The organism is Streptomyces melanogenes (assembly GCF_014649795.1).
GTDB lineage: Bacteria > Actinomycetota > Actinomycetes > Streptomycetales > Streptomycetaceae > Streptomyces > Streptomyces noboritoensis.
Genome location: NZ_BMTS01000007.1, coordinates 358,572 through 378,662 on the forward strand (window position 1 = coordinate 358,572; position 20,091 = coordinate 378,662).

The 20,091-nt window shown below is 69.0% G+C and carries 21 protein-coding genes and 2 pseudogenes; 12 read left to right on the forward strand and 11 right to left on the reverse strand.

Features of this window, described 5'->3' with window-relative positions; genetic code table 11:
- Window positions 1–398 precede the first annotated feature (398 nt).
- Complete coding sequence (locus IE252_RS18180) at window positions 399–1,004, reverse strand: dihydrofolate reductase family protein (protein ID WP_190090476.1); 606 nt, start codon at window positions 1,002–1,004, stop codon at window positions 399–401.
- 100 nt (window positions 1,005–1,104) lie between these two features.
- Between IE252_RS18180 and IE252_RS44275 the strand changes: the two genes are divergently transcribed.
- The 4 genes from IE252_RS44275 to IE252_RS18195 all read left to right on the forward strand — a co-directional run bounded on the left by IE252_RS44275 (window position 1,105) and on the right by IE252_RS18195 (window position 4,030).
- Window positions 1,105–1,209 carry a DUF6296 family protein gene (locus IE252_RS44275; protein ID WP_373298565.1) on the forward strand — a complete coding sequence of 35 codons (105 nt, stop codon included), beginning with the start codon at window positions 1,105–1,107 and terminating at the stop codon, window positions 1,207–1,209.
- 259 nt (window positions 1,210–1,468) lie between these two features.
- The gene (locus IE252_RS18185; RefSeq protein ID WP_190090477.1) at window positions 1,469–2,587 is read left to right on the forward strand and encodes a glutamate--cysteine ligase; all 1,119 of its coding nucleotides are present in this window, start codon (window positions 1,469–1,471) and stop codon (window positions 2,585–2,587) included.
- 262 nt (window positions 2,588–2,849) lie between these two features.
- On the forward strand, window positions 2,850–3,251 hold the full coding sequence (locus IE252_RS18190; RefSeq protein ID WP_229848517.1) for a hypothetical protein: 402 nt from the start codon (window positions 2,850–2,852) through the stop codon (window positions 3,249–3,251).
- An 89-nt stretch (window positions 3,252–3,340) separates the two neighbouring features.
- Window positions 3,341–4,030 carry a DUF6766 family protein gene (locus tag IE252_RS18195; RefSeq protein WP_190090479.1) on the forward strand — a complete coding sequence of 230 codons (690 nt, stop codon included), beginning with the start codon at window positions 3,341–3,343 and terminating at the stop codon, window positions 4,028–4,030.
- 200 nt (window positions 4,031–4,230) lie between these two features.
- On the opposite strand, the gene IE252_RS18200 is transcribed toward IE252_RS18195, so the two are convergent.
- Window positions 4,231–4,641, reverse strand: coding sequence for a hypothetical protein (locus tag IE252_RS18200; protein WP_190090480.1), 411 nt, complete (start codon window positions 4,639–4,641; stop codon window positions 4,231–4,233).
- Window positions 4,642–4,812: 171 nt separating this feature from the next.
- Between IE252_RS18200 and IE252_RS18205 the strand changes: the two genes are divergently transcribed.
- On the forward strand, window positions 4,813–5,055 hold the full coding sequence (locus tag IE252_RS18205) for a hypothetical protein (RefSeq protein WP_190090481.1): 243 nt from the start codon (window positions 4,813–4,815) through the stop codon (window positions 5,053–5,055).
- A gap of 923 nt (window positions 5,056–5,978) precedes the next feature.
- Complete coding sequence (locus IE252_RS18210) at window positions 5,979–6,344, forward strand: MerR family transcriptional regulator (protein WP_190090482.1); 366 nt, start codon at window positions 5,979–5,981, stop codon at window positions 6,342–6,344.
- Between the two features lie 11 nt (window positions 6,345–6,355).
- Here the strand turns inward: IE252_RS18210 and IE252_RS18215 are convergent.
- The 4 genes and pseudogenes from IE252_RS18215 to IE252_RS18230 form a co-directional block, all read right to left on the reverse strand.
- Window positions 6,356–7,008, reverse strand: a pseudogene (locus IE252_RS18215) (carbonic anhydrase).
- Between the two features lie 158 nt (window positions 7,009–7,166).
- Window positions 7,167–7,610 carry a DUF2267 domain-containing protein gene (locus IE252_RS18220; RefSeq protein ID WP_190090483.1) on the reverse strand — a complete coding sequence of 148 codons (444 nt, stop codon included), beginning with the start codon at window positions 7,608–7,610 and terminating at the stop codon, window positions 7,167–7,169.
- Window positions 7,611–7,660: 50 nt separating this feature from the next.
- Window positions 7,661–8,056, reverse strand: a complete 396-nt coding sequence (locus IE252_RS18225) for a DUF2267 domain-containing protein (protein ID WP_190090484.1) — start codon at window positions 8,054–8,056, stop codon at window positions 7,661–7,663.
- Window positions 8,057–8,151: 95 nt separating this feature from the next.
- The gene (locus IE252_RS18230) at window positions 8,152–8,586 is read right to left on the reverse strand and encodes an Hsp20/alpha crystallin family protein (protein ID WP_190090485.1); all 435 of its coding nucleotides are present in this window, start codon (window positions 8,584–8,586) and stop codon (window positions 8,152–8,154) included.
- A gap of 129 nt (window positions 8,587–8,715) precedes the next feature.
- Here IE252_RS18230 and IE252_RS18235 point away from each other — a divergent pair, with 129 nt between their 5' ends.
- The 3 genes from IE252_RS18235 (at window position 8,716) to IE252_RS18245 (ending at window position 11,499) form a co-directional block, all read left to right on the forward strand.
- A complete protein-coding gene (locus tag IE252_RS18235) occupies window positions 8,716–9,384 on the forward strand; it encodes an HSP18 transcriptional regulator (protein ID WP_190090486.1) in 669 nt (222 codons plus the stop codon).
- A gap of 367 nt (window positions 9,385–9,751) precedes the next feature.
- Window positions 9,752–10,204, forward strand: coding sequence for an alpha/beta fold hydrolase (locus IE252_RS18240; protein WP_229848519.1), 453 nt, complete (start codon window positions 9,752–9,754; stop codon window positions 10,202–10,204).
- A gap of 65 nt (window positions 10,205–10,269) precedes the next feature.
- A complete protein-coding gene (locus IE252_RS18245) occupies window positions 10,270–11,499 on the forward strand; it encodes an IS256 family transposase (RefSeq protein WP_190090487.1) in 1,230 nt (409 codons plus the stop codon).
- A gap of 65 nt (window positions 11,500–11,564) precedes the next feature.
- On the opposite strand, the gene IE252_RS18250 is transcribed toward IE252_RS18245, so the two are convergent.
- Together IE252_RS18250 and IE252_RS18255 are read right to left on the reverse strand one after the other, a co-directional pair.
- A complete protein-coding gene (locus IE252_RS18250; RefSeq protein ID WP_190090488.1) occupies window positions 11,565–11,897 on the reverse strand; it encodes a hypothetical protein in 333 nt (110 codons plus the stop codon).
- 202 nt (window positions 11,898–12,099) lie between these two features.
- Window positions 12,100–12,774 (reverse strand): Pr6Pr family membrane protein, encoded by a 675-nt coding sequence (locus IE252_RS18255; protein WP_190090489.1) that lies wholly within the window; start codon window positions 12,772–12,774, stop codon window positions 12,100–12,102.
- Window positions 12,775–13,622: 848 nt separating this feature from the next.
- On the opposite strand from IE252_RS18255, the gene IE252_RS18260 reads away from it, so the two are divergent.
- Complete coding sequence (locus IE252_RS18260; protein ID WP_190090490.1) at window positions 13,623–14,147, forward strand: hypothetical protein; 525 nt, start codon at window positions 13,623–13,625, stop codon at window positions 14,145–14,147.
- Window positions 14,148–14,242: 95 nt separating this feature from the next.
- Here IE252_RS18260 and istB read toward each other — a convergent pair whose 3' ends face one another.
- The 3 genes and pseudogenes from istB to IE252_RS18275 form a co-directional block, all read right to left on the reverse strand.
- Window positions 14,243–15,016 carry an IS21-like element helper ATPase IstB gene (istB, locus tag IE252_RS18265; protein ID WP_190090537.1) on the reverse strand — a complete coding sequence of 258 codons (774 nt, stop codon included), beginning with the start codon at window positions 15,014–15,016 and terminating at the stop codon, window positions 14,243–14,245.
- A 65-nt stretch (window positions 15,017–15,081) separates the two neighbouring features.
- Window positions 15,082–16,766 (reverse strand): annotated as a pseudogene (gene istA, locus IE252_RS18270) (IS21 family transposase).
- A gap of 883 nt (window positions 16,767–17,649) precedes the next feature.
- The gene (locus IE252_RS18275) at window positions 17,650–18,507 is read right to left on the reverse strand and encodes an alpha/beta hydrolase (RefSeq protein WP_190090491.1); all 858 of its coding nucleotides are present in this window, start codon (window positions 18,505–18,507) and stop codon (window positions 17,650–17,652) included.
- A 99-nt stretch (window positions 18,508–18,606) separates the two neighbouring features.
- Here IE252_RS18275 and IE252_RS18280 point away from each other — a divergent pair, with 99 nt between their 5' ends.
- Together IE252_RS18280 and IE252_RS18285 are read left to right on the forward strand one after the other, a co-directional pair.
- Window positions 18,607–19,017, forward strand: coding sequence for a winged helix-turn-helix transcriptional regulator (locus tag IE252_RS18280; RefSeq protein ID WP_190090492.1), 411 nt, complete (start codon window positions 18,607–18,609; stop codon window positions 19,015–19,017).
- A 401-nt stretch (window positions 19,018–19,418) separates the two neighbouring features.
- On the forward strand, window positions 19,419–19,724 hold the full coding sequence (locus tag IE252_RS18285; RefSeq protein WP_190090493.1) for a hypothetical protein: 306 nt from the start codon (window positions 19,419–19,421) through the stop codon (window positions 19,722–19,724).
- Window positions 19,725–20,091 lie beyond the last annotated feature (367 nt).

A 20,091-nucleotide genomic window follows, 5' to 3' on the forward strand; every position in this document is an offset into this window, starting at 1 on the left:
GCACCGTGGCAGGGGAGACCACCGCACCCGCGGCGGACACCCGTCCCTTCACTACACTGAGCTTGATCGTCTGGTCGTGAGGGCGACTGGGGTCCCTGCATGGGCAGGCTGGCCCCGGGTGGGAAGGGGCTGGTCGCGGAAGGTTGCGAAGTCCTGATCTCAAGTGGGCCGGTTCCGTCTTCGCCTGGCACGGATCCTGACCGCGACGCTGGAAGGGATCACCGCGCGGCGCCGAGGCGAAGCACCACGGCGCTAACCCGCCACCAGGCCCTGACGATCCGCTGCCTCGACAGGATGGAGCGGTGGCCCAAACGTTCGAAGTCCCCGCTCGCCAACGTGCCGGTGAGCGGGGGCTTCGCCGTACCAGGGCTCCGGGGTGTCAGGGCTGGCGCACGGCACTAGTAGCTGTCGTAGGTGGGTTTGCCGTTCGGTCGGTAGACGCCGACGATGGTGCCGCCCTTCGTCGTCGAGACGCTGACCGGCTCCAGCGAGGTGGGGATCGCTCCGTCGGCGAACAGCCGTTTGCCGGTGCCGATGATCACCGGGTGGATGGTCAGCCGGTACTCGTCGACGAGTCCGTCCTTCATGAGGGTCTGGGCGAGGTCGCCGCTGCCGACGACGTTGATGTTGCCGCCGTCGGACGCCTTCAGCCTGCGCACGGCGTCGGCGACGTCACCCTCCAGCAGCGTGGAGTTCTGCCACTCGACGGACGTCAGGGTCCGAGACGCCACGTACTTGTGCATGCTGTTCATCCGCTCGGTGAACGGGTTGGCGGGATCGGCGGTCGGCCAGTACGACGCGAAGATCTCGTACGTCTTGCGGCCCAGCAGCATCGCGTCGGAGCGCTCGTACCAGCCGGCGATGGCCGCGCCGACCTCGTCGTCGGCCACCGGCTTCTGCCAGCCGCCGTGCTTGAAGCCGCTCCCGGAGTCCTCGTCCGGACCGCCCGGCGCCTGCATGACGCCGTCGAGCGTCAGGAACGTGCAGACAATGATCTTGCGCATGGTGCGCTCCCTTCGTTGACGGGTAGACCGCACAGCCGCCGGAAACTCATCGGCGGTACTTCCGGCGCAGCACTATGGCCGCACAGCCGCGGATCGCACCATCGTCAGGGCCGAGACAAGCGACAGCAGCGAGGTCCGCGTCCTGCCCAGCGGCGGCGGCCAGGAACCGGCCCGGCCGGTGCGCGCGCGGGCGCTGCTGTCCTGAGCGCCCCGGCGAATCCGGCGAAATGAGAAGACGAGACGGTCCGGCTCGCGTCGTGTTGGCCCCCTGTGCGACGACAACGGTTCCGGCGAATCCGCCGACGAGCCGGGGGACGGGCAGCGCCGCCACCGACGGCGCGCCTGCCCCGCACCCGGCGCCTCAACCCGCAGGATGCCCCGACCCCCCTGGTCGGCACCCGCATGGTTGGGGTGGGGCAGGGCAGACGCGAGGTGATGCGGACGGCGGACCGATGGGCGGCGGCATGCGAAGCGTGGGCGTGGAGGAGGAGCTGTTGCTGGTGGACGCCCGCAGCGGTGAGCCACTGGCCCTGTCGGGGGCCGTGCTGGCGGCCGCGGACTGGTCGGTCGGACAGCGGACGGAGGGCGGCGGACCGCAGGGGCACACCTTCGAGAAGGAACTGCAGCAGGAACAGTTGGAGTTCGCCACCAAACCGGTGAGGGAGATGGGTGAGCTCCTGGAGGAGATCACTCGCTGGCGGGCGGAGGCCGCCCGGCATGCTGCGTCCGCCGGGGCGCTGGTCGCGGCCCTCGGCACCTCCCCGCTGCCGGTCCGGCCCTCGTTGAGCACGGGCAAGCGGTACGAGTGGGTCGGCGAGCAGTTCGGCATGACCGCGCAGGAGCAGCTGACCTGCGGCTGCCACGTCCACGTGTCGGTCGAGTCGGACGAGGAGGGCGTCGCGGTCCTGGATCGGATCCGCCCATGGCTGCCTGTGCTGACGGCGATGAGCGCGAACTCGCCGTTCTGGCAGGGTGAGGACAGCGGATACGGCAGCTACCGCAGCCGGGTGTGGAACCGGCTGCCCTCGGCCGGGCCCACGGACGTCTTCGGGTCCGCCGACCGCTATCACGAGCAGGTGCGCGCGATGCTCGACACCGGGGTGCTGCGCGACGAGGGGATGATGTACTTCGACGCCCGCCTGTCCGCCGCGTACCCGACGGTGGAGGTCAGGGTCGCGGACGTCTGTCTGGAGGCGTCGACCCCGGTCCTGCTGGCGGCCCTGGTACGCGGCCTGGTCGAGACCGCCGCCCGCGGTTGGCGGGACGGACAGCCTCCGGCCAGGGTCGGTACGGGCCTGCTGCGGCTGGCGGCTTGGCGCGCCGGCCGCTCGGGGCTGGACGGCCCGCTCATCGATCCTCGGACGATGCGCGAGACGTCCCCGGAGAGGGCGGTCGAGGCGCTCTACGCCCATGTGCGCGAAGCCCTGGCCGACCACGGCGACGACGATCGCGTCCGGGAGGGCATCGCCCGCCTCCGGGAGCACGGCAACGGGGCGCGCGTCCAGCGCGGGCTGCTGCGTACGGAGGGCACGCTCGGCGCTGTGGCCACCCGCTGCGCGGAGATCACTGCCGGGGGCGCCTGAGCCGGAGGCGGTGCGTCGATGCGGGTGTGGGCATTGCCTTGTTGAGGTGGCGGCCGGACCCCGGCCACACGGGTGGATGCGAGGAGTCCGAGGCGGTGAGCGGCGCGCGACCTCCCGAGCGGCAGCTCATGAAGCAAGGAGTGGCCGACGTCTTCACAGCGGGTGACCCGTGGTGGGTGGGCGCAGACCGAACGGCCTACGTGCCGCGTGTCGCGGCCGGATCTCGGGGACGGTCGCCGTGCTCGGGGCCATGCTCGGGCGCATGCGTCGGATCACTGGCTGGGTGTTGGCGGGCACCCTCTGTCTGGCCGCGTCCGGGTGTGCCACGGTCGGTGAACGGGCCGGGGCCGCCGAGGCGGCGGCCCGTTCCTTCGAGCGGGCGCTGACGGCTTCCGACGGCGTACGGATGTGTGGCGTACTCGCCCCCGCGACGCGGGAGGAACTGGAGGCCGAGGCGCCGTGCGGCCAGGCCCTGGCCGCGTTGCGGCTGCCGCCCGCGCCTGGGCCGGCGGAGCGGGTCGATGTCTACGGGGCTCAGGCAAGGGTGGTCTTCGCGCGGGACAGCGTCTTCCCGACCTCCTTCCCGGACGGCTGGAAGGTCACGGCCGCCGGGTGCATCCCCCGGCAGGGACGCCCGTACCACTGCGAGTTGAAGGGGGACTGAGTGTCCCAGGCACGCGTGCTGTACGTGATGTTCCTGATCGCAGTGTTCGCAGGGCTCGGCTATGCCTTCACGGTGGGGCTGATGCACCGGTGAGCGCGACGACCGGCCGGGGATTCCTTCGCGACAACGGTCTGACGTTGGCGTTCGGTGCTGGCTTCCTGCTCACGCTGGTGGGCCAGGCCATCGCCGGCCACGCGGAGCTCAACAGCGTCCTGAAGGCGCAGAGCCTGCATCCTCTCTCGTTCGTCGACTACCTCTTCACCTCGGACTTCATGGTCGATGTCACGGAGAACTGGCAGTCGGAGTTCCTTCAGTTCTCCCTCTACATCATGGGCACGGTGTGGCTGGTGCAGCGCGGATCGCCGGAGTCCAAGTCACTGGACAAGGTGGGGACGGAATCGGATGAGGAACAGCTGGTCGCCACGTACGCGCGCTTCGACTCGCCCCGGTGGGCGGCTGCCGGCGGCTGGCGCAGGGCTGTGTACTCCCGTTCGCTCGGCCTGGTGATGAGCCTGATCTTTGTGCTGTCGTGGCTGGCCCAATCGGTCACCGGCACCATCGCGTTCAACGAGGAGCAGCTGCGGCAGCTGCAGGACCCGGTCGGGTGGCCTGTGTATGTGACGTCCGCCGAGTTCTGGAACCGCACGCTGCAGAATTGGCAGTCCGAGCTCCTGGCTGTGACGGCCATGGTCATCCTCTCGGTCTACCTGCGCCAGCGCGGGTCACCGGAATCGAAGCCCGTGGGTGCCGCTCACGCCGCCACGGGAGTCGAAGGCTGACTGGTCGGACGGCGCCAGGGCCAGGGGGCGGTGGTGAGATCGATTCCCCCGTTCTGGCTTTCCGGGCGATGGAGCCCTGTGCGGACAGGCGCAGCCGAGGCCTCGGTCTCTCCACGCCCGCCTCCACGCCAGGCTCGTCGCCCACGAACGCGGTTGCCGCATCCGCCTGCACGCCGCGTCCCGGCGGTTCACCACGGCTGTCAGCGCGGTGCGGCCCGGCCGAACCAGTGGCGTCGACCGCGGCCGGCGTCGGGCATCGCAGTGCCGGTCTCGGCGCGGGCGCCGTCGCGCTGCTTGAGCAGATCGTCGCGCTCGCGGTCGACGACGGCGGCCTCACGACGTGATGTGCCGAGTTCCCGGCGTGTCCGTGCGGAGCGGCGGGTCGAGCGCCGGGCGCCCATCATGATCAGGGAGAGGCCCAGGAGGGCTGCGGCTCCGACGATGATTCCGCTCAGAAAGAGCGATCCGGTCGACCCGGTGACGTGGTAGCCGAAAATCGAGAAATCACCGCCGTCGCCAAGGCCGTGCCCTGCTCCGGTATTGCCGACTATTCCGGTCAAGCCGATGATGAGGGCGGCGATCAGAATGACGAGTCCGAGGATGAGAATCATGAGATTGCTCCTTGGATCCGTGCCCGGAGAATCCGCCGGACACGGCTCGCGTCTGCCCTGATTTTGAGCGGTTAAGCCAGAACGCCAGACATCATGCTTGCCTCGACGTCATTCTCCCCGGGTTCGACTTCTCGACGGGAAAGCTCATCGTAGGGATGCCCGACGCCAGGGGTGGGGCTGTCAGGGGACGCGCAGGGCCAGCACGACGACGTCGTCTTCGCGATCCGGGTCCGTCCGCGTGCCGCTGATCCGGCGGAGCAGCCCGGCCGGCGGCTGGTGACCGCGTGCCGGGCGAGCAGGGCGACGAGCTGGGCGATGGAGGCGTCGATGTCGTGGCCGCGGCGCTCGATGAGCCCGTCGGTCGGCGACGCGACGACCTCATCGACGAGTGCGACACCGCCCGCGCGCGGGTAGATGCGCAGGGAACGGAGGACTTGCTCCGGCCCGACACATCACGCCGGGACAGGCACTGGTTCGGTCACCGCGCAGCCCGCAGGTGACGCCCCTTTGCCCCCTTGCGTCCCTATGGCGAGGGGCGGTGAGGGAGTCAGGCCGGCGTCCCTGCGGGTAGGTCTGGGCGGGGTCCTGGTGAGCGGCCGGGTGAAGTGGACGCCCGCCGCCTGCTCCGACGCGCGCGGGTGAATCCGTTGTCCGGGGTTTGAGGGTCGCGTGCTGCGCTGGTGGCGGGTGTCCGGGCCGCGGCGCCTCGCTGGCGGCAGCGCTGTCTCCCGTAGGGGAGGCTCACGGCTTCCTCTCACCAGCCTCCTTCGAGTGTGATTACCTCACCGCCCGGCACGCGAAAATCTATGTTGGCTGGAGTAGATTTTTGACAGTGATCTGGGTATGGTTTCTCTCGTAACGCAGAGAGATCGCAGGGCCCGGCAGAGATGAACTGCCGGGCAGTGGTACCCGCAGGTGCGGGTTGCAGGACGGTGCGGTGGTGGAGTTGCGGAGCCGGAGCGGTTGCAGGATGGCGACGGGACTGACGGCCGCACCGGGTGGCCCGCAGTGGTCAGGGGCCGCCGTGAGCAGTACCAGCAGTACGCAGGACAGTAGGACCCGCGCAGTAAGCAAGTGATTGACCCCAGAGGGAAGAACGGAGGAGCGAGCGCCATCAGGATCGCCCGGGCGGAAGCCTTGAGCCCGGGTACCGCAGGACATCGATAGTGAGGTGGTCTCCGGTCAAGCAACCGCGATCCCCGCAGCCCCGACATCGGGCTGGCGGACACGGAACGCCGGCAGGGCATGAGAGCCGGCAGATGGTGTAGCAGTTCCTTCGGGACCCTGGTGCCGCATGGCACCAGGGTCCCTCGACGCGTTCCATGACAGAGGTGCACATGACGGCAGATGACTCCTACGACCGACTTGATGACGACGACTACCCGGCCTACACCATGGGCCGGGCCGCCGAGATACTCGGCACCACCCAGGGCTTCCTCCGCGCCATCGGAGACGCCCGCCTCATCACCCCGCTGCGCTCCGCAGGCGGACACCGCCGCTACTCCCGCTACCAGCTCCGTATCGCCGCCCGCGCCCGCGAACTCGTCGACCAGGGCACCCCCATCGAGGCCGCCTGCCGCATCGTCATCCTCGAGGACCAGCTCGAAGAGGCCCAGCGGATCAACGCCGAATACCGCCGCGCCGCCGAGTCGGCGAGCCCGACAGCCGCCGCCTCCGACGGCGGCAGGCCCCAACGCCCGTGACGGCATCGCCTTCACCGCCAGCGACTGAACCGTGTAAGTGGCGGGGCCCGAGGCGGCCAGTTGCGATGGCAGACCGGGGCTGTGACGAGTCGGGTGCTGCCGTCGGCCAGGCTGTAGGACAGGCCCACCACGGCGCTCTGTCCGGTGCTGACCTGGTCGGCGAGTACGCGGGAGCCATCCAGGAGGAGGGCGACGGTGTGCCGTATGTGCTCGGCGAGGATGTCGTCGTCCCGGGTGAGACCGGATGCGCGGGCGGACAGGATGCTGGGGGTGACGCGCTCGACGACGTCGCGTACCTACCCGGTCGTGCCGACGCCTCCGCCCAGGGCGGCACGGGCGGCCGCGACCGCGCCGCACGAATCGTGGCCCAGCAGCACGACCAGCGGGCAGTCCAGCACGCTCACCCCGTACTCAACGCTGCCCAGTACCTCCGGCCCCGCCACGTGGCCCGCGGTGCGCGCCACGAACAGTTCCCCAGTCCCCGGTCGAAGAGATCTCGACGGCCAGCCGTGAGTCGGAGCAGCCGAAGAGCACGGCGAACGGGCGCTGCCCGGGTGCGGTCTCGGCGCGGCGCGCGGCGTCCTGGTTCGGATGCTGCGGCGCGCCCGCAATTGAAGCGTTGGTTGCCAGCCAGCAGCAGCTCGAAGGCTTCGGAGGGAGCCAGGGGCGGGCGTCAGTCAGGGCCGCAGGCTACGACGAGGCCCAGCTCATGATGCCGCCGGGCCGCCGCCCACAAGGGCGTGGGGGCGGTGGCCCGGCGGCCAGAAAGCGCTCACCTGCTGGCGCTGTGGGACGGAGCATCCCCGGGCGCTGCGGCTCCCGTCAGGCGGCGTGCTGGGGCTGTTGCAGTTCTGCCTGGCCGAAGAGGAGGGCGTAGCCGCCGGGGAGCTGCTTCAGGATGCGGGCGAGCAAGTCGGGCCCGGCCAGGTGGGAGACGACGGTGAGTACGGCGCCGGTGTCCCAGCGGGCGGTGGCCGCGGTGGTGCCGGTGCGGGTTGCCAGATCCTTGACGAAGCCCCAGCCGGTGAGCTGTTCGGTGTCGGGGATCTGGGCGGTCAGGGTGAGGGCGGCCTCGAAGGGGAGGCAGCGTGCGAGGTCGACGCGTTCGTCTCCGGTGATCTGTCGGCCGAGTGCGGCCAGGACGTTGCGGACGGATTCCGCGGCGCGTTCGCGGGTGGGGTAGGCGCCTTCGTAGCGCACGCGTTCCAGCATCTGCTCGAACGTCATGGCCGTCCGCGGCGGGTTCGCTCGAGGCTGGTCGTACATGGTGCGCGGTTGCCTTTCTCTTCGAGGGTTCGGGTTCCGGCCGGCGTCGCTCAGGTGGGTTGAGGCTCGCCGAACAGGAGGTCGTAGCCGTGCGGGAGCTGGAGCAGGACCTCGCGGGTGAGGCTGGCGCCCGCGGCCGCGGCGACGGTGGAGAGGACTGCGCCGATGTCCCACAGGGCCGTCTGCTCGGTGGCGCCTTCGATCCAGGCCGCTGTCGCCCGTACGAAGCGTTCGGGGGAGAGCGGTTCTGCGGCCTGCAGCGGGTTGAGGAGGATCAGGGCGTATGTCTCGGGGAGCCGGGCGGCGAGTTCGGCCCGCACGCTGCCGACCAGGTGCGCGCCCAGCAGGGCCAGGACGACGCGGGCTGCCCGTTCGGCTTCGGCCAGTGTCTGGTATCTGCCGCGTTCCTGGATGTGGGACAGGAACGCTTCCCGGCGCATCGGCATCACGCCACCTCCGGGGGGAAGGGGGGGTGAGGGCGGAGGACGGGGTGCCGGAGGGGGGATTGCCCTCCCGTCCTCCGCCGCTGGTGCCGGGCTGGTCAGCCGGAGATCTGCTTGCGGCCGGACTCGCCGCCGATGGTGATCTTCCGCGGCTTGGCGCGCTCGGCGATCGGGATGCGCAGGGTCAGGACACCCGCGTCGTAGTCGGCTTCGATGTGCTCGGTGTCGAGGGTGTCGGCCAGCATGACCTGGCGGGAGAAGACGCCCAGGGGCCGTTCGCAGAGCTCCATCTGCACGCCGTCGGACTTCCCCGTGGGCCGGCGCTCGGCCTTCACGGTGAGCATGTTCCGCTCGACGTCGATGTCGATCGCCTCGGTGCTCACGCCGGGGAGGTCGAAGGCGATCACGTACGCGTCGCCCTGCCGGTAGGCGTCCATCGGCATCACGGACGGCTTCGACCATGTGCCCGATGTGCCTGACAGCTGCTGGACGATCCGGTCCATCTCGCGGAACGGGTCGGTGCGCATCAACATCGCGAAACACCTCCAGTTGGTTCGGGCAGGAACTGCCAATGCGCTTCAACGTGCTTCCGTTGTAACATGTCATCGAAACGATGACAAGTAAGCAGTCATCTGGAGGATGACAGAGCGATGGAGAGTGCCATGAACGCAGCCGACGAGCCGACCGCACCCATCCCCTTCCTCACCGCAGCAGCAGCACTGGAGACCATCCGTCAGGCCGTAAGGGATGCACAGCAGCCCTCCGGGACCGCGCCGACGGCTCAGGACACGCCCGCCCCGCACTCGGGCCCGCATCCGGCACTGGCCGCACTGCTGACGCTGCGCAAGGTCCGCGAGCAGCTCGCCAGCTGGGAGAGCGGCCTGATCGAAACCGCCCGCGACCAGGGCGCCAGCTGGGCCGACCTCGCCGGCCCCCTCGGCGTCGCCAGCCGCCAGGCCGCCGAACGCCGCTACCTGCGACTACGCCCCGGCACCGCCGGAAGCACCGGCGAGGAACGCATCCAAGCCACCCGCGACACACGCGCCGCCGACCGCACCGTCAACGCCTGGGCCCGCGACAACGCAGCCGAACTACGCCGACTCGCCGGCCAGATCACCTCCCTCACCGGCCTCCCAGCCAGCGCCCAAGGCGCCATCGGCGACCTCAACCAGGCCCTCGCCGACAACGACACCGCCCGCCTCCTGCGTCCCCTGACCAACACCCGGCCCCACCTGCGCCCCCAGGACGCCGAGCTCACCGAACGCATCGACGCCATGACCCGGCACGCCGACCAACTCCGCCAGGACACCCACGACCAACGCAGTACCTGACCGGGTCTGTCACGCATCAGGGTCTTCCAAGATTTTCGTAGGCGTTGATCGTCTTGGTGGAGGTCGGCCGAGCAGGACGCGCTGGCGCAGGGGTGCGTAGCCGGCGCGGCGCGGCCATACGTCCGGCGCTTGAGCAGCCTGATCTTGCTGTTGGCCCCCTCGGTGCGGCCGTTGTGACAGAGCAGGGTCAGAGCGGCGTCGACGCGGCGCGGTCGCGTTCCAGACCCGTGGCCAAACGGCGAAGATCGAGCGTCGTGTCCTGGCTCCGCAGGGCGAGTTGAAGCGGCCCGTCAGGCAGCACCTTGAGTGGTCGAAGCGGCTGTCGGGAACCGGCGTCGCATGATCGGCCGGCTAGCAGTCTGCGGTCATGCCTGATCCTTCCCCGTTCGCCGTGCCCACCCGCTTCGACGGTGCGCCGGATCGTGTCGTGGTCGTCATTCCTGGCGTCGGTTACTCGCCCGCACGGCCGCTGTTGCATTTCGCCCGCAGTGTCCTGCTCCAGCACGGTTGGACGGTCCAGGAGTTGTGGTGGCAGATTCCCGACGGGTTCTCGGAGTTCACCGTGGACACCGAGGCCGTCGATGCCGAAGCGGGGGCCTGTCGGCTTGTCGTCGGCAAGTCCCTGGGCTCCCTCGCCTGCGACATCGCAGCTGACAGGGACATCCCGGCAGCCTGGCTCACTCCGATCCTGACCAACGATCATGTGGCGGCGGCGCTTCGGCGAGCCACGGAGCCGACCCTCCTCGTTGGCGGAAGCGCCGACAAACTCTGGGATTCCGGTGGTGTCCCGCCGGGTGGTGTAGCGGCGATCTCCGCGTAGCCCCTGGTCATGGGGCGGCCATCGCGCAACTCTCCGAGTAGTGACGCTCGTTGAGAGGTGGCGCGATGGCCTTGTCCCAGCATGACCTACTTCGCCTCATGGAGGCACTGCGTACGGCGGACGGAATTGAATTGGTCCGCGTCCTGGCCCAGCGGATCCTGCAGGAACTCATCGAGGCCGAGGCCACCGCCCATATCGGTGCGGAGCCCGGCGAGCACACCGACAGCCGCACGACCTGGCGCAACGGGCACCGCGAGAGGCTGCTGACCACGCAGGCCGGGGATCTGGACCTGGCGATCCCCAAGGTCCGCACCGGGTCGTTCTTCCCGTCGCTGCTGGAGCGCCGACGGCGTATCGACCAGGCCCTCTACGCCGTCATCATGGAGGCATACGTGCACGGCGTGTCCACCCGCAGCGTGGATGACCTGGTCAGAGCGTTGGGCGGGGACACCGGGATCTCCAAGTCCGAGGTCTCCCGGATCTGCGGCGACCTCGACACAGAGCTGACTGTCTTTCGCACTCGGCCCCTGGACCACATCCGCTTCCCCTACGTCTATCTCGACGCGACGTACTGCAAGGCCAGGGTCGAGCACCAGATCGTGTCCCAGGCCGTGGTCATCGCCACCGGCATCACCGAGGACGGCGGCCGCGAAGTCCTCGGGCTCATGGTCGGCGACAGCGAAACCGAGGTGTTCTGGAGCGGGTTCCTGCGCTCGCTGCGGGCCCGCGGTCTGAACGGGGTCCGCCCGGTCATCGGCGACCACCACCTGGGCCTGGTCGCGGCCGTCCGCAAGGTCATGCTCGGCGCCGCCTATCAGCGATGCCGCGTTCATTTCCTGCGCAACGTCTTCTCGGTGATCCCGAAGGACTCCGGGGAGATGGTGGCTGCGACGATCCGCACGATCTTCGCCCAGCCCACCGCCGAGCTGGTCCGTTCCCAGCTCGACACCGTCGCCGACATGCTCGGACGGCAGTTCCCGAAGGTCAGGGAGATGCTCCTGGAGGCCAAGACCGACCTGACCGCGTTCGCGGACTTCCCCGAGCGACATTGGAAGAAGATCCAGTCCACGAATCCCCTGGAGCGGGTCAACCGTGAGATCAAGCGCCGCGTCGACGTCGTCCAGATCTTTCCCAACCCGCCGGCCCTCGAACGACTCACCACCGCTGTCCTCATCGAGATGCACGATGAGTGGATCGCCTTCCCTCGCAGCTACCTCCCCAAGGGTGGCATGGACTCGATCTACCCCCAGCCAGAAGATCAACCAGCCGCCGTTACACCACTACAGGGGACATGACCCGCGTGCGCCTTCGCTGCGCCGACAAGGCGCCACACCACCGATGCCGGTGAGGGCGCGGCCCACTACTGCGACCGGCAGCACCCCCTGGTCCGGAGTTTTACCTCCGTGCCCGCGCCGGGGGAGTTGTGGTCCTGGGCTCGGGCGAGATGGGCTTGGAGCGAGGCTGGGCTGACGGGGGATCCGTCCTGGGCCGGCGGATGGGGGGGCATGCCGAGCATGACGGTGCGGCCGCAACGGACCACGGAGACAGCCTCCTCGATCTGGGCCCGGTCCTGCTCCGTCAGGTCCTCCAGATCGACTTCGACGCGGCTGATCAGCCGCCGGACGCGCCGGATCTCCTCTTCGGACGGGGCGGCTTCGGAGGGGGCCCAGTCGTCGGCCTCGAACGTGGGCATCAGCCGTTCCCGGCTGTTGAGCAGGTCGGAGAGATAGCGTTCGAGGTCCGGCAGGTAGGAGACATCGGTGCGGAAGTGGTCGCAGCCGACGCAGCGGAACCGTATCGGGCAGGCGTTGCCGCCGGCCGCGACGTTGGACGGTTCGAGGCCGACGCCGTAGGCGGTGGCGACCTCGCGGGCGGGCCCGCCTGCCCGGCTGCTCTCAGGTCGTCGTCAGGTCCCGGTCACGGGCTTCTCGCTCGCTGACGCCGGTTCCGCCACTTCCACCCCTCTTGTGGCGCGCGTTGACGTACAGGACAAGCAGCGACGCCGTCCCCGTGAAGGCCAACGTGATGATCGCCGACCAGGTCGCGACGTGCCCGTAGCCTCCCGGCTCGCGGGGGTCGAGGAAGTCGTACGGGTACCAGCCCGCGTGCGGCCCGCGCAGGAGCGAGTAGGCGAGGTAGAGCAGTGGGAAGGCCAGCCACGGCAGGGCCCGGGTCCAGGGGATGCGGCGCGGCGGAGGACGCAGGAGCCAGTCGGCGAGGAACACGGCCGGGATGACGCCGTGCACCACGTTGTTCGCCCAGATGATCGTGTTCGCGTCGATGGTCCCAGCCAGCAGGGCCCAGTACACCAGCCCTGTGATTACCAGATAGAGGGTGGCGGCACCGCGCAACAGGTCGGGGACCGGGCGGGTGCCGCGCAACAGGGCCAGCCCACCGGCCAGCAGGACGGCGGCGCCGAGCAGGTTGGAGAGATTGGTGAAGTACGAGATCCAGTTCGCCGCGCCCTCGTCGGTGTGTGTTGCCCGGTTGAGCGAGGTAGAGAGGGCCGCGACGCCCAGTAGCGCTAGCCCTATTTTGGCCGAGCCTTCCAGCCTGGTGCTTAGAGACATGACCTGAATGTTACTTGTGTGTAGATCGGCGGAACCTCTACGTCGCTCCGGCCCCGTCCGGTGGCCTCGAAGGGTCTCGTCCCGGCCTCCTGTCCCATATCCGGCACCCGCACCGGGCAAATCGTCCAGGCGGATCAGCTTCGCCGGTCGATGAGCATCACGCCTGTCCGTCTTGACGCGGCCGTAGTGCTCTCGGGTGCGCAGGTAGGTCGTAGTGGGGGTGTTGTGATTTTGTCGGGTCATTTGAGAGCCACGACTCCGGTGGTGGTGAGAGCCGGGATTGGGCCGTTCGTGGAGGGGATGTACTCGACCGTGGGCGGTGGGCTCCGGTGTGATCGGGAGCCACTCCGGCGAGATTGGGAGCCACTGTTCGGGTGACCTGCCCGGTCGGGGCGGAGTGTCCGAGGGGGTCGTTGCCGGGGCATCGATAGCGTGTGGGTGCGGGCTCCGGAAGTCGCCTCCCTGACAAGACGCGGCCAGGAGCCCGCCCTCGTGTCTGACTTGGATCATGTAACGGCGTCACCTGTGTCCCGAGCGCGTCGGCGCATGCCGGCCGTGCACCGCCCAGGGGGCGATGCGCGAGGACTGGACGCTATTCGTGTCGTTTTGGCCTGATGGGGGAATGAGGCGGGGCCCCGGAGCGGTAGGGGTATCCCATGGCGCCGCGGTACTGGTCCCTGTGGGGAACGGACGCTGGCACTGTGCCCTTCACAGAGACCGGAAGGACGCGGATGATGACGGATGCGCAAGGACCGGCCGCCGTGCCGGCGGCCCACGCAGCGGGACGCCCCCGGGCGGCTCGCCCCAGGGGGCTTCACCGGGCCGGGAGGTGGTGCACCGCCGCCCTCATGGCGGGCGCGGCACTGGCCCTGAGCGCCGGACCGGCACTGGCCAAGGACAGCTCTGCGCTGACCGACTACCCGCAGACCCCGGCCCCCGTCATCGCACCAGGCACATCGGGCCAGGTGGTGATCGGCCTGAAGAACACCTCCCCCACCGAGGACGTGATCCACGACAGCGTCCCGACGTATGGCGACACCGGCAAGATGTACCTGTCGATGTATACGGACACGATGCATGGCATGACGTTCGCCGACAACACCCTCACCCCCGTCGGCAACGCACCAGGCCCCTGGTCGTGCACGCTGAACTCCGACAGGACAGGCCTCAACTGCGTCTCCGACTACACCGGCGTGCTCGTCCCCGCCGGGGGAATCGCCCAGTGGCAGGTCAACGTCACGGTCCCGCCCAGCGCACCGAAAGACAGCACACTGACCGCAGGCCCCATTCTCCTCACCTACCACTACAACTGCGTTGTCTCGTATGTGACAAACATGTCGGCCCAGGTCAGGACCGGCCCGGCAGCCACCTGAACCAAGAAGCCCCTCGCCATCGTCTTGGTAATCCCGCCCTCCGGCGCACCGCCGAGTCGACCACGGCAAACCATGGTCGACTGATGGGGCAGGGGTCACTGCGGTGTGGGGAAGAGCGAGTCCTGGGTGGCCTGGTAGCGATAGGACTCGGTGCCGGTCTGGATCAGCGTGCAGCGGAAGGTGATCCGGTCGGCGATGGCCGCGCAGAGGCGGGCGTCGCCGAAGGTCTTGTCCCATTCGGTGAACGGGGAGTTCGTGGCAACGGCGGTGGCCTTGCGTTCCTCGCGCTCAGTGAAGATCTGGAACAGCAGCTTGGCGCCCTTGCGGTCCAGGTTGAGGTAGCCGAACTCGTCCAGGCACAAAAGATCGATCTTGCTGTAGCGGGCGATCACCGAGGACAGGCGCCGGGCGGCGTCGGCCTCGGCGAGCTCGTTCACCAGTGCGCTGGTGGTGGTGTAGCGGACCGACAGGCCGGCCTCCGCGATCGCGGTGCCGATCCCGATGAGCAGGTGGCTCTTGCCAGTGCCGCTGTCGCCGATCAGGACCAGCGGGCAGCCCTCGCGTACCCAGGTCGGGGACTTCAGGTCCGCGACGACCTCCGGGGTGACGTTCGGGTTCTTGGCGAAGTCGAAGTCCTCCAGCCGCTTGGGGCGCGGGAAGCGCGCCAGGCGCAGCAGCCGCTGCTGGCGGCGCAGGTCGCGGTCGGCGAGTTCGACCTGGAGCAGGTCCAGCAGGAACTGCTTGTAGCTGGCCTGCTCGCGCCGGGCGGACTGGGCGAGCTCGATGAACCGTTCGCGGAAGGCGGGCAGCCGCAGGTCGCGGCAGGCCTCGTCGATGAGCATGTCCTCCGGGTCGCCCGGCAGTGACATCCGCCGGGGTGGAATCTGCCCGGTGTCCGGCTTCTCGTCCTGGTCGGTGAGGGTGATGGTGGGGCTCATGCGCCGTGGCCTTTCCGGGTCTGGCCGCTGTCGCGGCGGGTGGCCGGGCTCAGCAGCCGGTCGTACTTGCTCATGTCGGGAAGTGCCGTGCGCGGGTCGGGCGGCAGACGGCGCGTGTGCAGGGAGATCACCCGGGCCTCCTCGTCCGCCCGGTCCCCGGCTCCGGGGACCACGTCGTGCGACGGCTCGTCCGGGTCGGTGAGGAGTTCGGCGTCCTCGGCATCGGTGCCCTCCATCGCCTTGCGGGCCTCGATGGCGACCAGGTCGGTGGAGACCGAGCCGATCCGCAGGCAGGTCTCCATCGCCGTGGCCAGGGCCTGGGCCGGGAGCTGGCGGTGCAGCAGCAGGACCTCGATCAGCATCCGGGTGCCCTCGCGGTCGCCCGCCTTCTGCTTGGCCGCGGCCCAGAACGCCTCGTGGACCTTGGTGAACCCGCCCTCCGCGCGGGCCTGCGCGAGCGCGGAGGCCCCGGCGAACGCACCGGGTTTGACCAGCAGGATCTCCAGGTAGTGGTCCAGGATGTCGTGGTAGGCATAGCGGCGGGTCAGCCTCGGGTGGCGGGCCACGACCTGGCGGCCGTCGAACACCTACAGCTCGTTCGCCCGCAGCTTGACCCGCACCTTGGCACCGATGAACTTCGCCGGCACCGAGTAGTAGCCCTGCCGCACTGTGATCCTGGAGTTGCGGGCGACGGTCGGCGTCAGGTCGATCCCGCAGTCGTAGTCGTCCGCGGGCAGCGGCCTCAGCCGTACGCGCTCGGCCTCGAAGTCGAACCCGATCGAGGTGGGCCGGCCGTGGATGTGCCGGGCGTCCTCGGCCACGTCGATCGCGGCCAGCCGCTCGTTCAGCTCCGCCAGCGAATCGACCTGCGGCGGCGGTACCAAGTGCTTGCGCCTGAACCGGCCGCCCTCGTGCTCCACCCCGCCCTTCTCGTGGGCGCCGTCCTCACCAGGGGCGCGGTAGAACGCCGAGAACTGGTACCACGACTTGAACGACGCCCACCGGGTCGACTCCACCCGCGAGCGCCCGAACAGCACCTGCTTGACCGCCGGCTTGAGGTTGTCGTACCGGATGTGCACCGACGGCACCCCGCCCAGCACCGTGAACGCCTCGACATGCCCCTCCAGGAACGCTTCCTGCGAGGCCGTCGCATATACCCGGTGAACCGCCTTGCCCGAATAGGACAGCCGCAGCGTGAACAGCACGCACTTGCGGCGCTGACCGGCCAGGTCCAGCCAGAAGTCCGCGAAATCGACCTCCGCCTCCTCACCCGGCCGCTTCGCCTGCGGCACCATGCCCTCCACGTGCCGACGCCCCTCCAGCGCCTCCGCCCTGATCTGCGGACGGCGCTTGGCGACGTAGTCGTAGACGGTCGTCGGACGCGCCAGCTCGAAGTCGTGCTCCGCAGCCAGGCGCTCCTGATCCGCACGACCGTGTGCCGCTGCTTCACCGGCGCGTCCAGGTCCTCGCGCAGCAGCGCGTCGATAAACCCCTTCACCGGCTCCAGCACACTCGGCCGCGGCTGCGGCGACTTCCGCTTCGGCGGCACTGGCGACTCCAACGCCTTCCTCACCGTGTTCCGCGACACCTTGAACCGCGCGGCCAGCTCCCGCCCCGACAGCCCCTGCTCCCGCTCGGCCCGGCGGATCTTCTCGAACAGCACTTCATGCGACCTGTGCACCAGCGGTCTCCCTGACCCGGACCGTGATCAACATGCACAGGGTGGCGGCCAAACAGCCCAACCCACTCGATTACGCCAAACGCGGCATGTCACAGACCATCACACCAAAGCGGCTCCCGACCTCGCCGGAGAAGCACCGGTCCCCAAAGACACCGGAGCCGTGGCTCTCGTACACCCCGTTAAAAACAGGGGTGTTGCCTTCGTCGCCTTCGAATGAGTGCCAACGGACAGCGGACTTCGACAGGGATGCGGCTCGCGACCGAGCCTAGGCGGTCGATCAACTGGCGCGACAGGAAGAAGCGGAGGCTCCCGAAGGCGGCCAGGACGGCGAGGCCCACCCAGAACATCGTGCTCTCGCTCTCGCCGACATCGACTGCTGGCGGTCAAGGTGCGGTGAGATCAATCAAACTTCGTTGAGACGATGCACGGGGTCTGGCCCCGAGCGCGACCGGCTGCCGACTGTGCTCGGTTTCAGCGGGAGCGGCCCGAAGGGCCACCAGCCCTGGCGAGTGCGGCGGCGGGCCGCGGCTGCCGGTAGTGGTGTCTGCGTCGGCGGTGTGGCTGTGGGGTGAGTGGTGGGAACCGTGTAGGCCTGATGGCACGTCGTGACACGTATGTCGCGGACAATGAGGGCAGCCGGTGGACGGTGATCCGCCTTTGTGGGCGTTGCTGTTGTTCTTCCTCGCCGTGGGCGGTGCGGTGGCCGTCGTGGGGGTTGCGGTGATCGTGAGTGCGGTGGGCCTGGTCGTAGGGGCGAAGGCGCTGGTGCGTAGGCGCGGGCAGGGCGGGGGAGATGGCGAGGGCTGACCTGGTCACCCGTGAGCCGTTCCCAGGACTTCCATACCCTTCCGCCAGGCCCGACCATCCTTGGGCTCCGCTGCGGTCACTTGGGTAGATCGGGGGAGAGGAAGGGGGCGAGGAGTGCGAGCAATGCGTCGGGGCGATGGAGGGGGATGATGTGGCCGCAGTCCTTCAGATGGTGTCCGACCAGGTCGTCGGTGATGGGGCGGAGTTGGTGTTCGAGGCCTGTGCCGATGGGGTGGGAGCCGATGGCCATGGTGGGCATGGTCAGCCGAGCCGTCGCGACGGCGTCCTGGATCTGTTGTGCGCTGGTGGGCAGGGCCCGGTAGTAGGAGAACGCGCAGCGCAGGGCCTCGCTCCCGGTATACGCGTGGACGAAGGCTGCACGGATGTCGTCGGGTACTCCCCGCCCCAGCGTTCCCGAGTCGAGGAACCAGTCGATGTACGGGGCCTCGTTGCCGGCCAGGACGGTTTCCGCGAGGCCGGGGACGGCGTGGAAGCCGAACCACCACGGGGCGCCGCCCGCGACGACGTGCTCTGCTCCGGGCAGGCGGCCGAGCAGTGCCTCCATCACGACCAGGCGCCGGACGAGGCGGGGCTGGCGCAGCGCGAGCAGGACGGCGGGGGCGGTGCCCGCGTCGATACCGACCACCGCTGCCGAGGGCTCGTCGAGTGCGTCGAGCAGCCCTTCGGCGTCGGTGGCGAGGGTGCCTGCGTCGTAGCCCTCGACGGCGCGTGCACTGGCGCCGAGGCCTCGCAGGTCCGGGGCGATGACCCGGTACTGCCCGGCCAGTCGGCTCATGATGCCGCTCCAGAGCTGCCAGGTGTGCGGGAAGCCGTGCAGCAGGAGAACCGCAGGTCCCTCCCCGGCGATGGCGACGTTGAGTTGGACGCCGTTCGTCACGATGCGGTGCAGGTGGTGTGCGGCGGTTGCGGGCATGATGACTCCCCTGCTGGTTACCATTGGTGACCACCAAACGGTAGGTAACTGCCTGGCCGCTTCCAAGACGGCACTTTCAGGGAAGGTGGTGAGCCCCAGGTGACCACCCGAGGAGCCCGGGCCGCCGGTCGACCGGTGCGCGGCGATCTGTTCGATCCCCACTGTCCGACGCGACAGTTGCTGGACCGCATTGGTACGAAGTGGACGTCTATGGCCGTCAAGACGCTCGCCGATGCCGCACCGGAGGAGGTGCGCTTCGCGGAGCTGAGACGCCGGATGCCCGGCGTGTCGCAGAAGATGCTGTCCGTGACGCTGCGAAGCCTGACCCGCGACGGGCTGGTGTCGCGCCGGGTCGAACCGGCCGTGCCACCACGGGTCTTCTACCAGCTCACCGCACTCGGGCTGTCCCTGGAAGCCGCGCTTGCGGGGCTGCGGACCTGGGCGGAGGAGCACATGGCCGAGATCGACCGCGCCAACGAAGCCAACGACCAGGAGGCCGATGAGGGATAGGCAGGCCGATTTCGTGCTCCGTACTGATGGCTCGGGTACGCGATATAGCAGGCGTCGCCACCCCGGTACCTCTAGGAGATGGAGGGGATCCGTCGGCGCAGTGGCTGGTGACGAAGGCGCTGGTGAGGGACCACAGACAGATGGTGTTCGAGGAAGGCATCTCCGGTTCCGCCCGAAACACTCCAAGACCCTGAAGCCGCCGTCGAAGGCACCTGTACGCACTACCAGCAGCCCGTCACCATCGTCGCTCTCCTGGCGACACCGGAAGCCGCCCGTCCGCCCATGCCGACCGGCCTTCGTGATGTCGTCCCGCTCCGCAGGGTTCTATGACAGTGAGACCGATGGGCCGGCAGTCCGGATATCCAGCTGCCGACCACAGGCCGTGATGGCAGGCTCTGCCCATGGCTTTCCTTCGTTGCGAAGCGGTCCGATGGGTCGATGACGAACCCCAGCCCGGCCTGGTCGAGGTCCGCTTTGCCGACGCCCACCAGCAGCAATGGGCCTTCGTCGACAAGTGGCCCATCTTCACCGGCGACGACCTGACCCCCGACTCCGACTATCCCGTCGAGGTCGGCCTCCTCTGTGACATCCTGACCGCCGACACCACCACAGACAGACTTACGATCTCCGTCGCACCTTGGGGACTCGAATCACTCGACGGACGCGTCGAGTTCGAAGTGCGAGTTGATCAATTGACCATGGGCTGAGGTTCACCATCGCCGGGCCTCGCCGACCTGACGGTCGGCAGGGCTCACGCAGCTCGCCGATCCCCACCCTCCTCACACCATTCAACCAACAACAGAGTGAGGCGAAGAGCGGCAGCGGGCGTTTTCAAGGTTCTGACCGTGCATCCGTGAAGGCTCAGCCTGGCGTCGGCCACGAGTGCCTTCGGCGCAGAGTCCCGCGCTGCTCAAGCGGTTGCGCGGTGGCGCGCGAGCCTGGACTCGGTCGTCTTTCTGGCGTAGCCATCACGGAAGCGCGGTCAGAACCGTTTTCAAAGATCCCCATCAACGCGTCGCTGAGCCGCTTGAACCGCCTGTAGGCATCGGCCAGAGCGACCCGTACGCGGTTGGC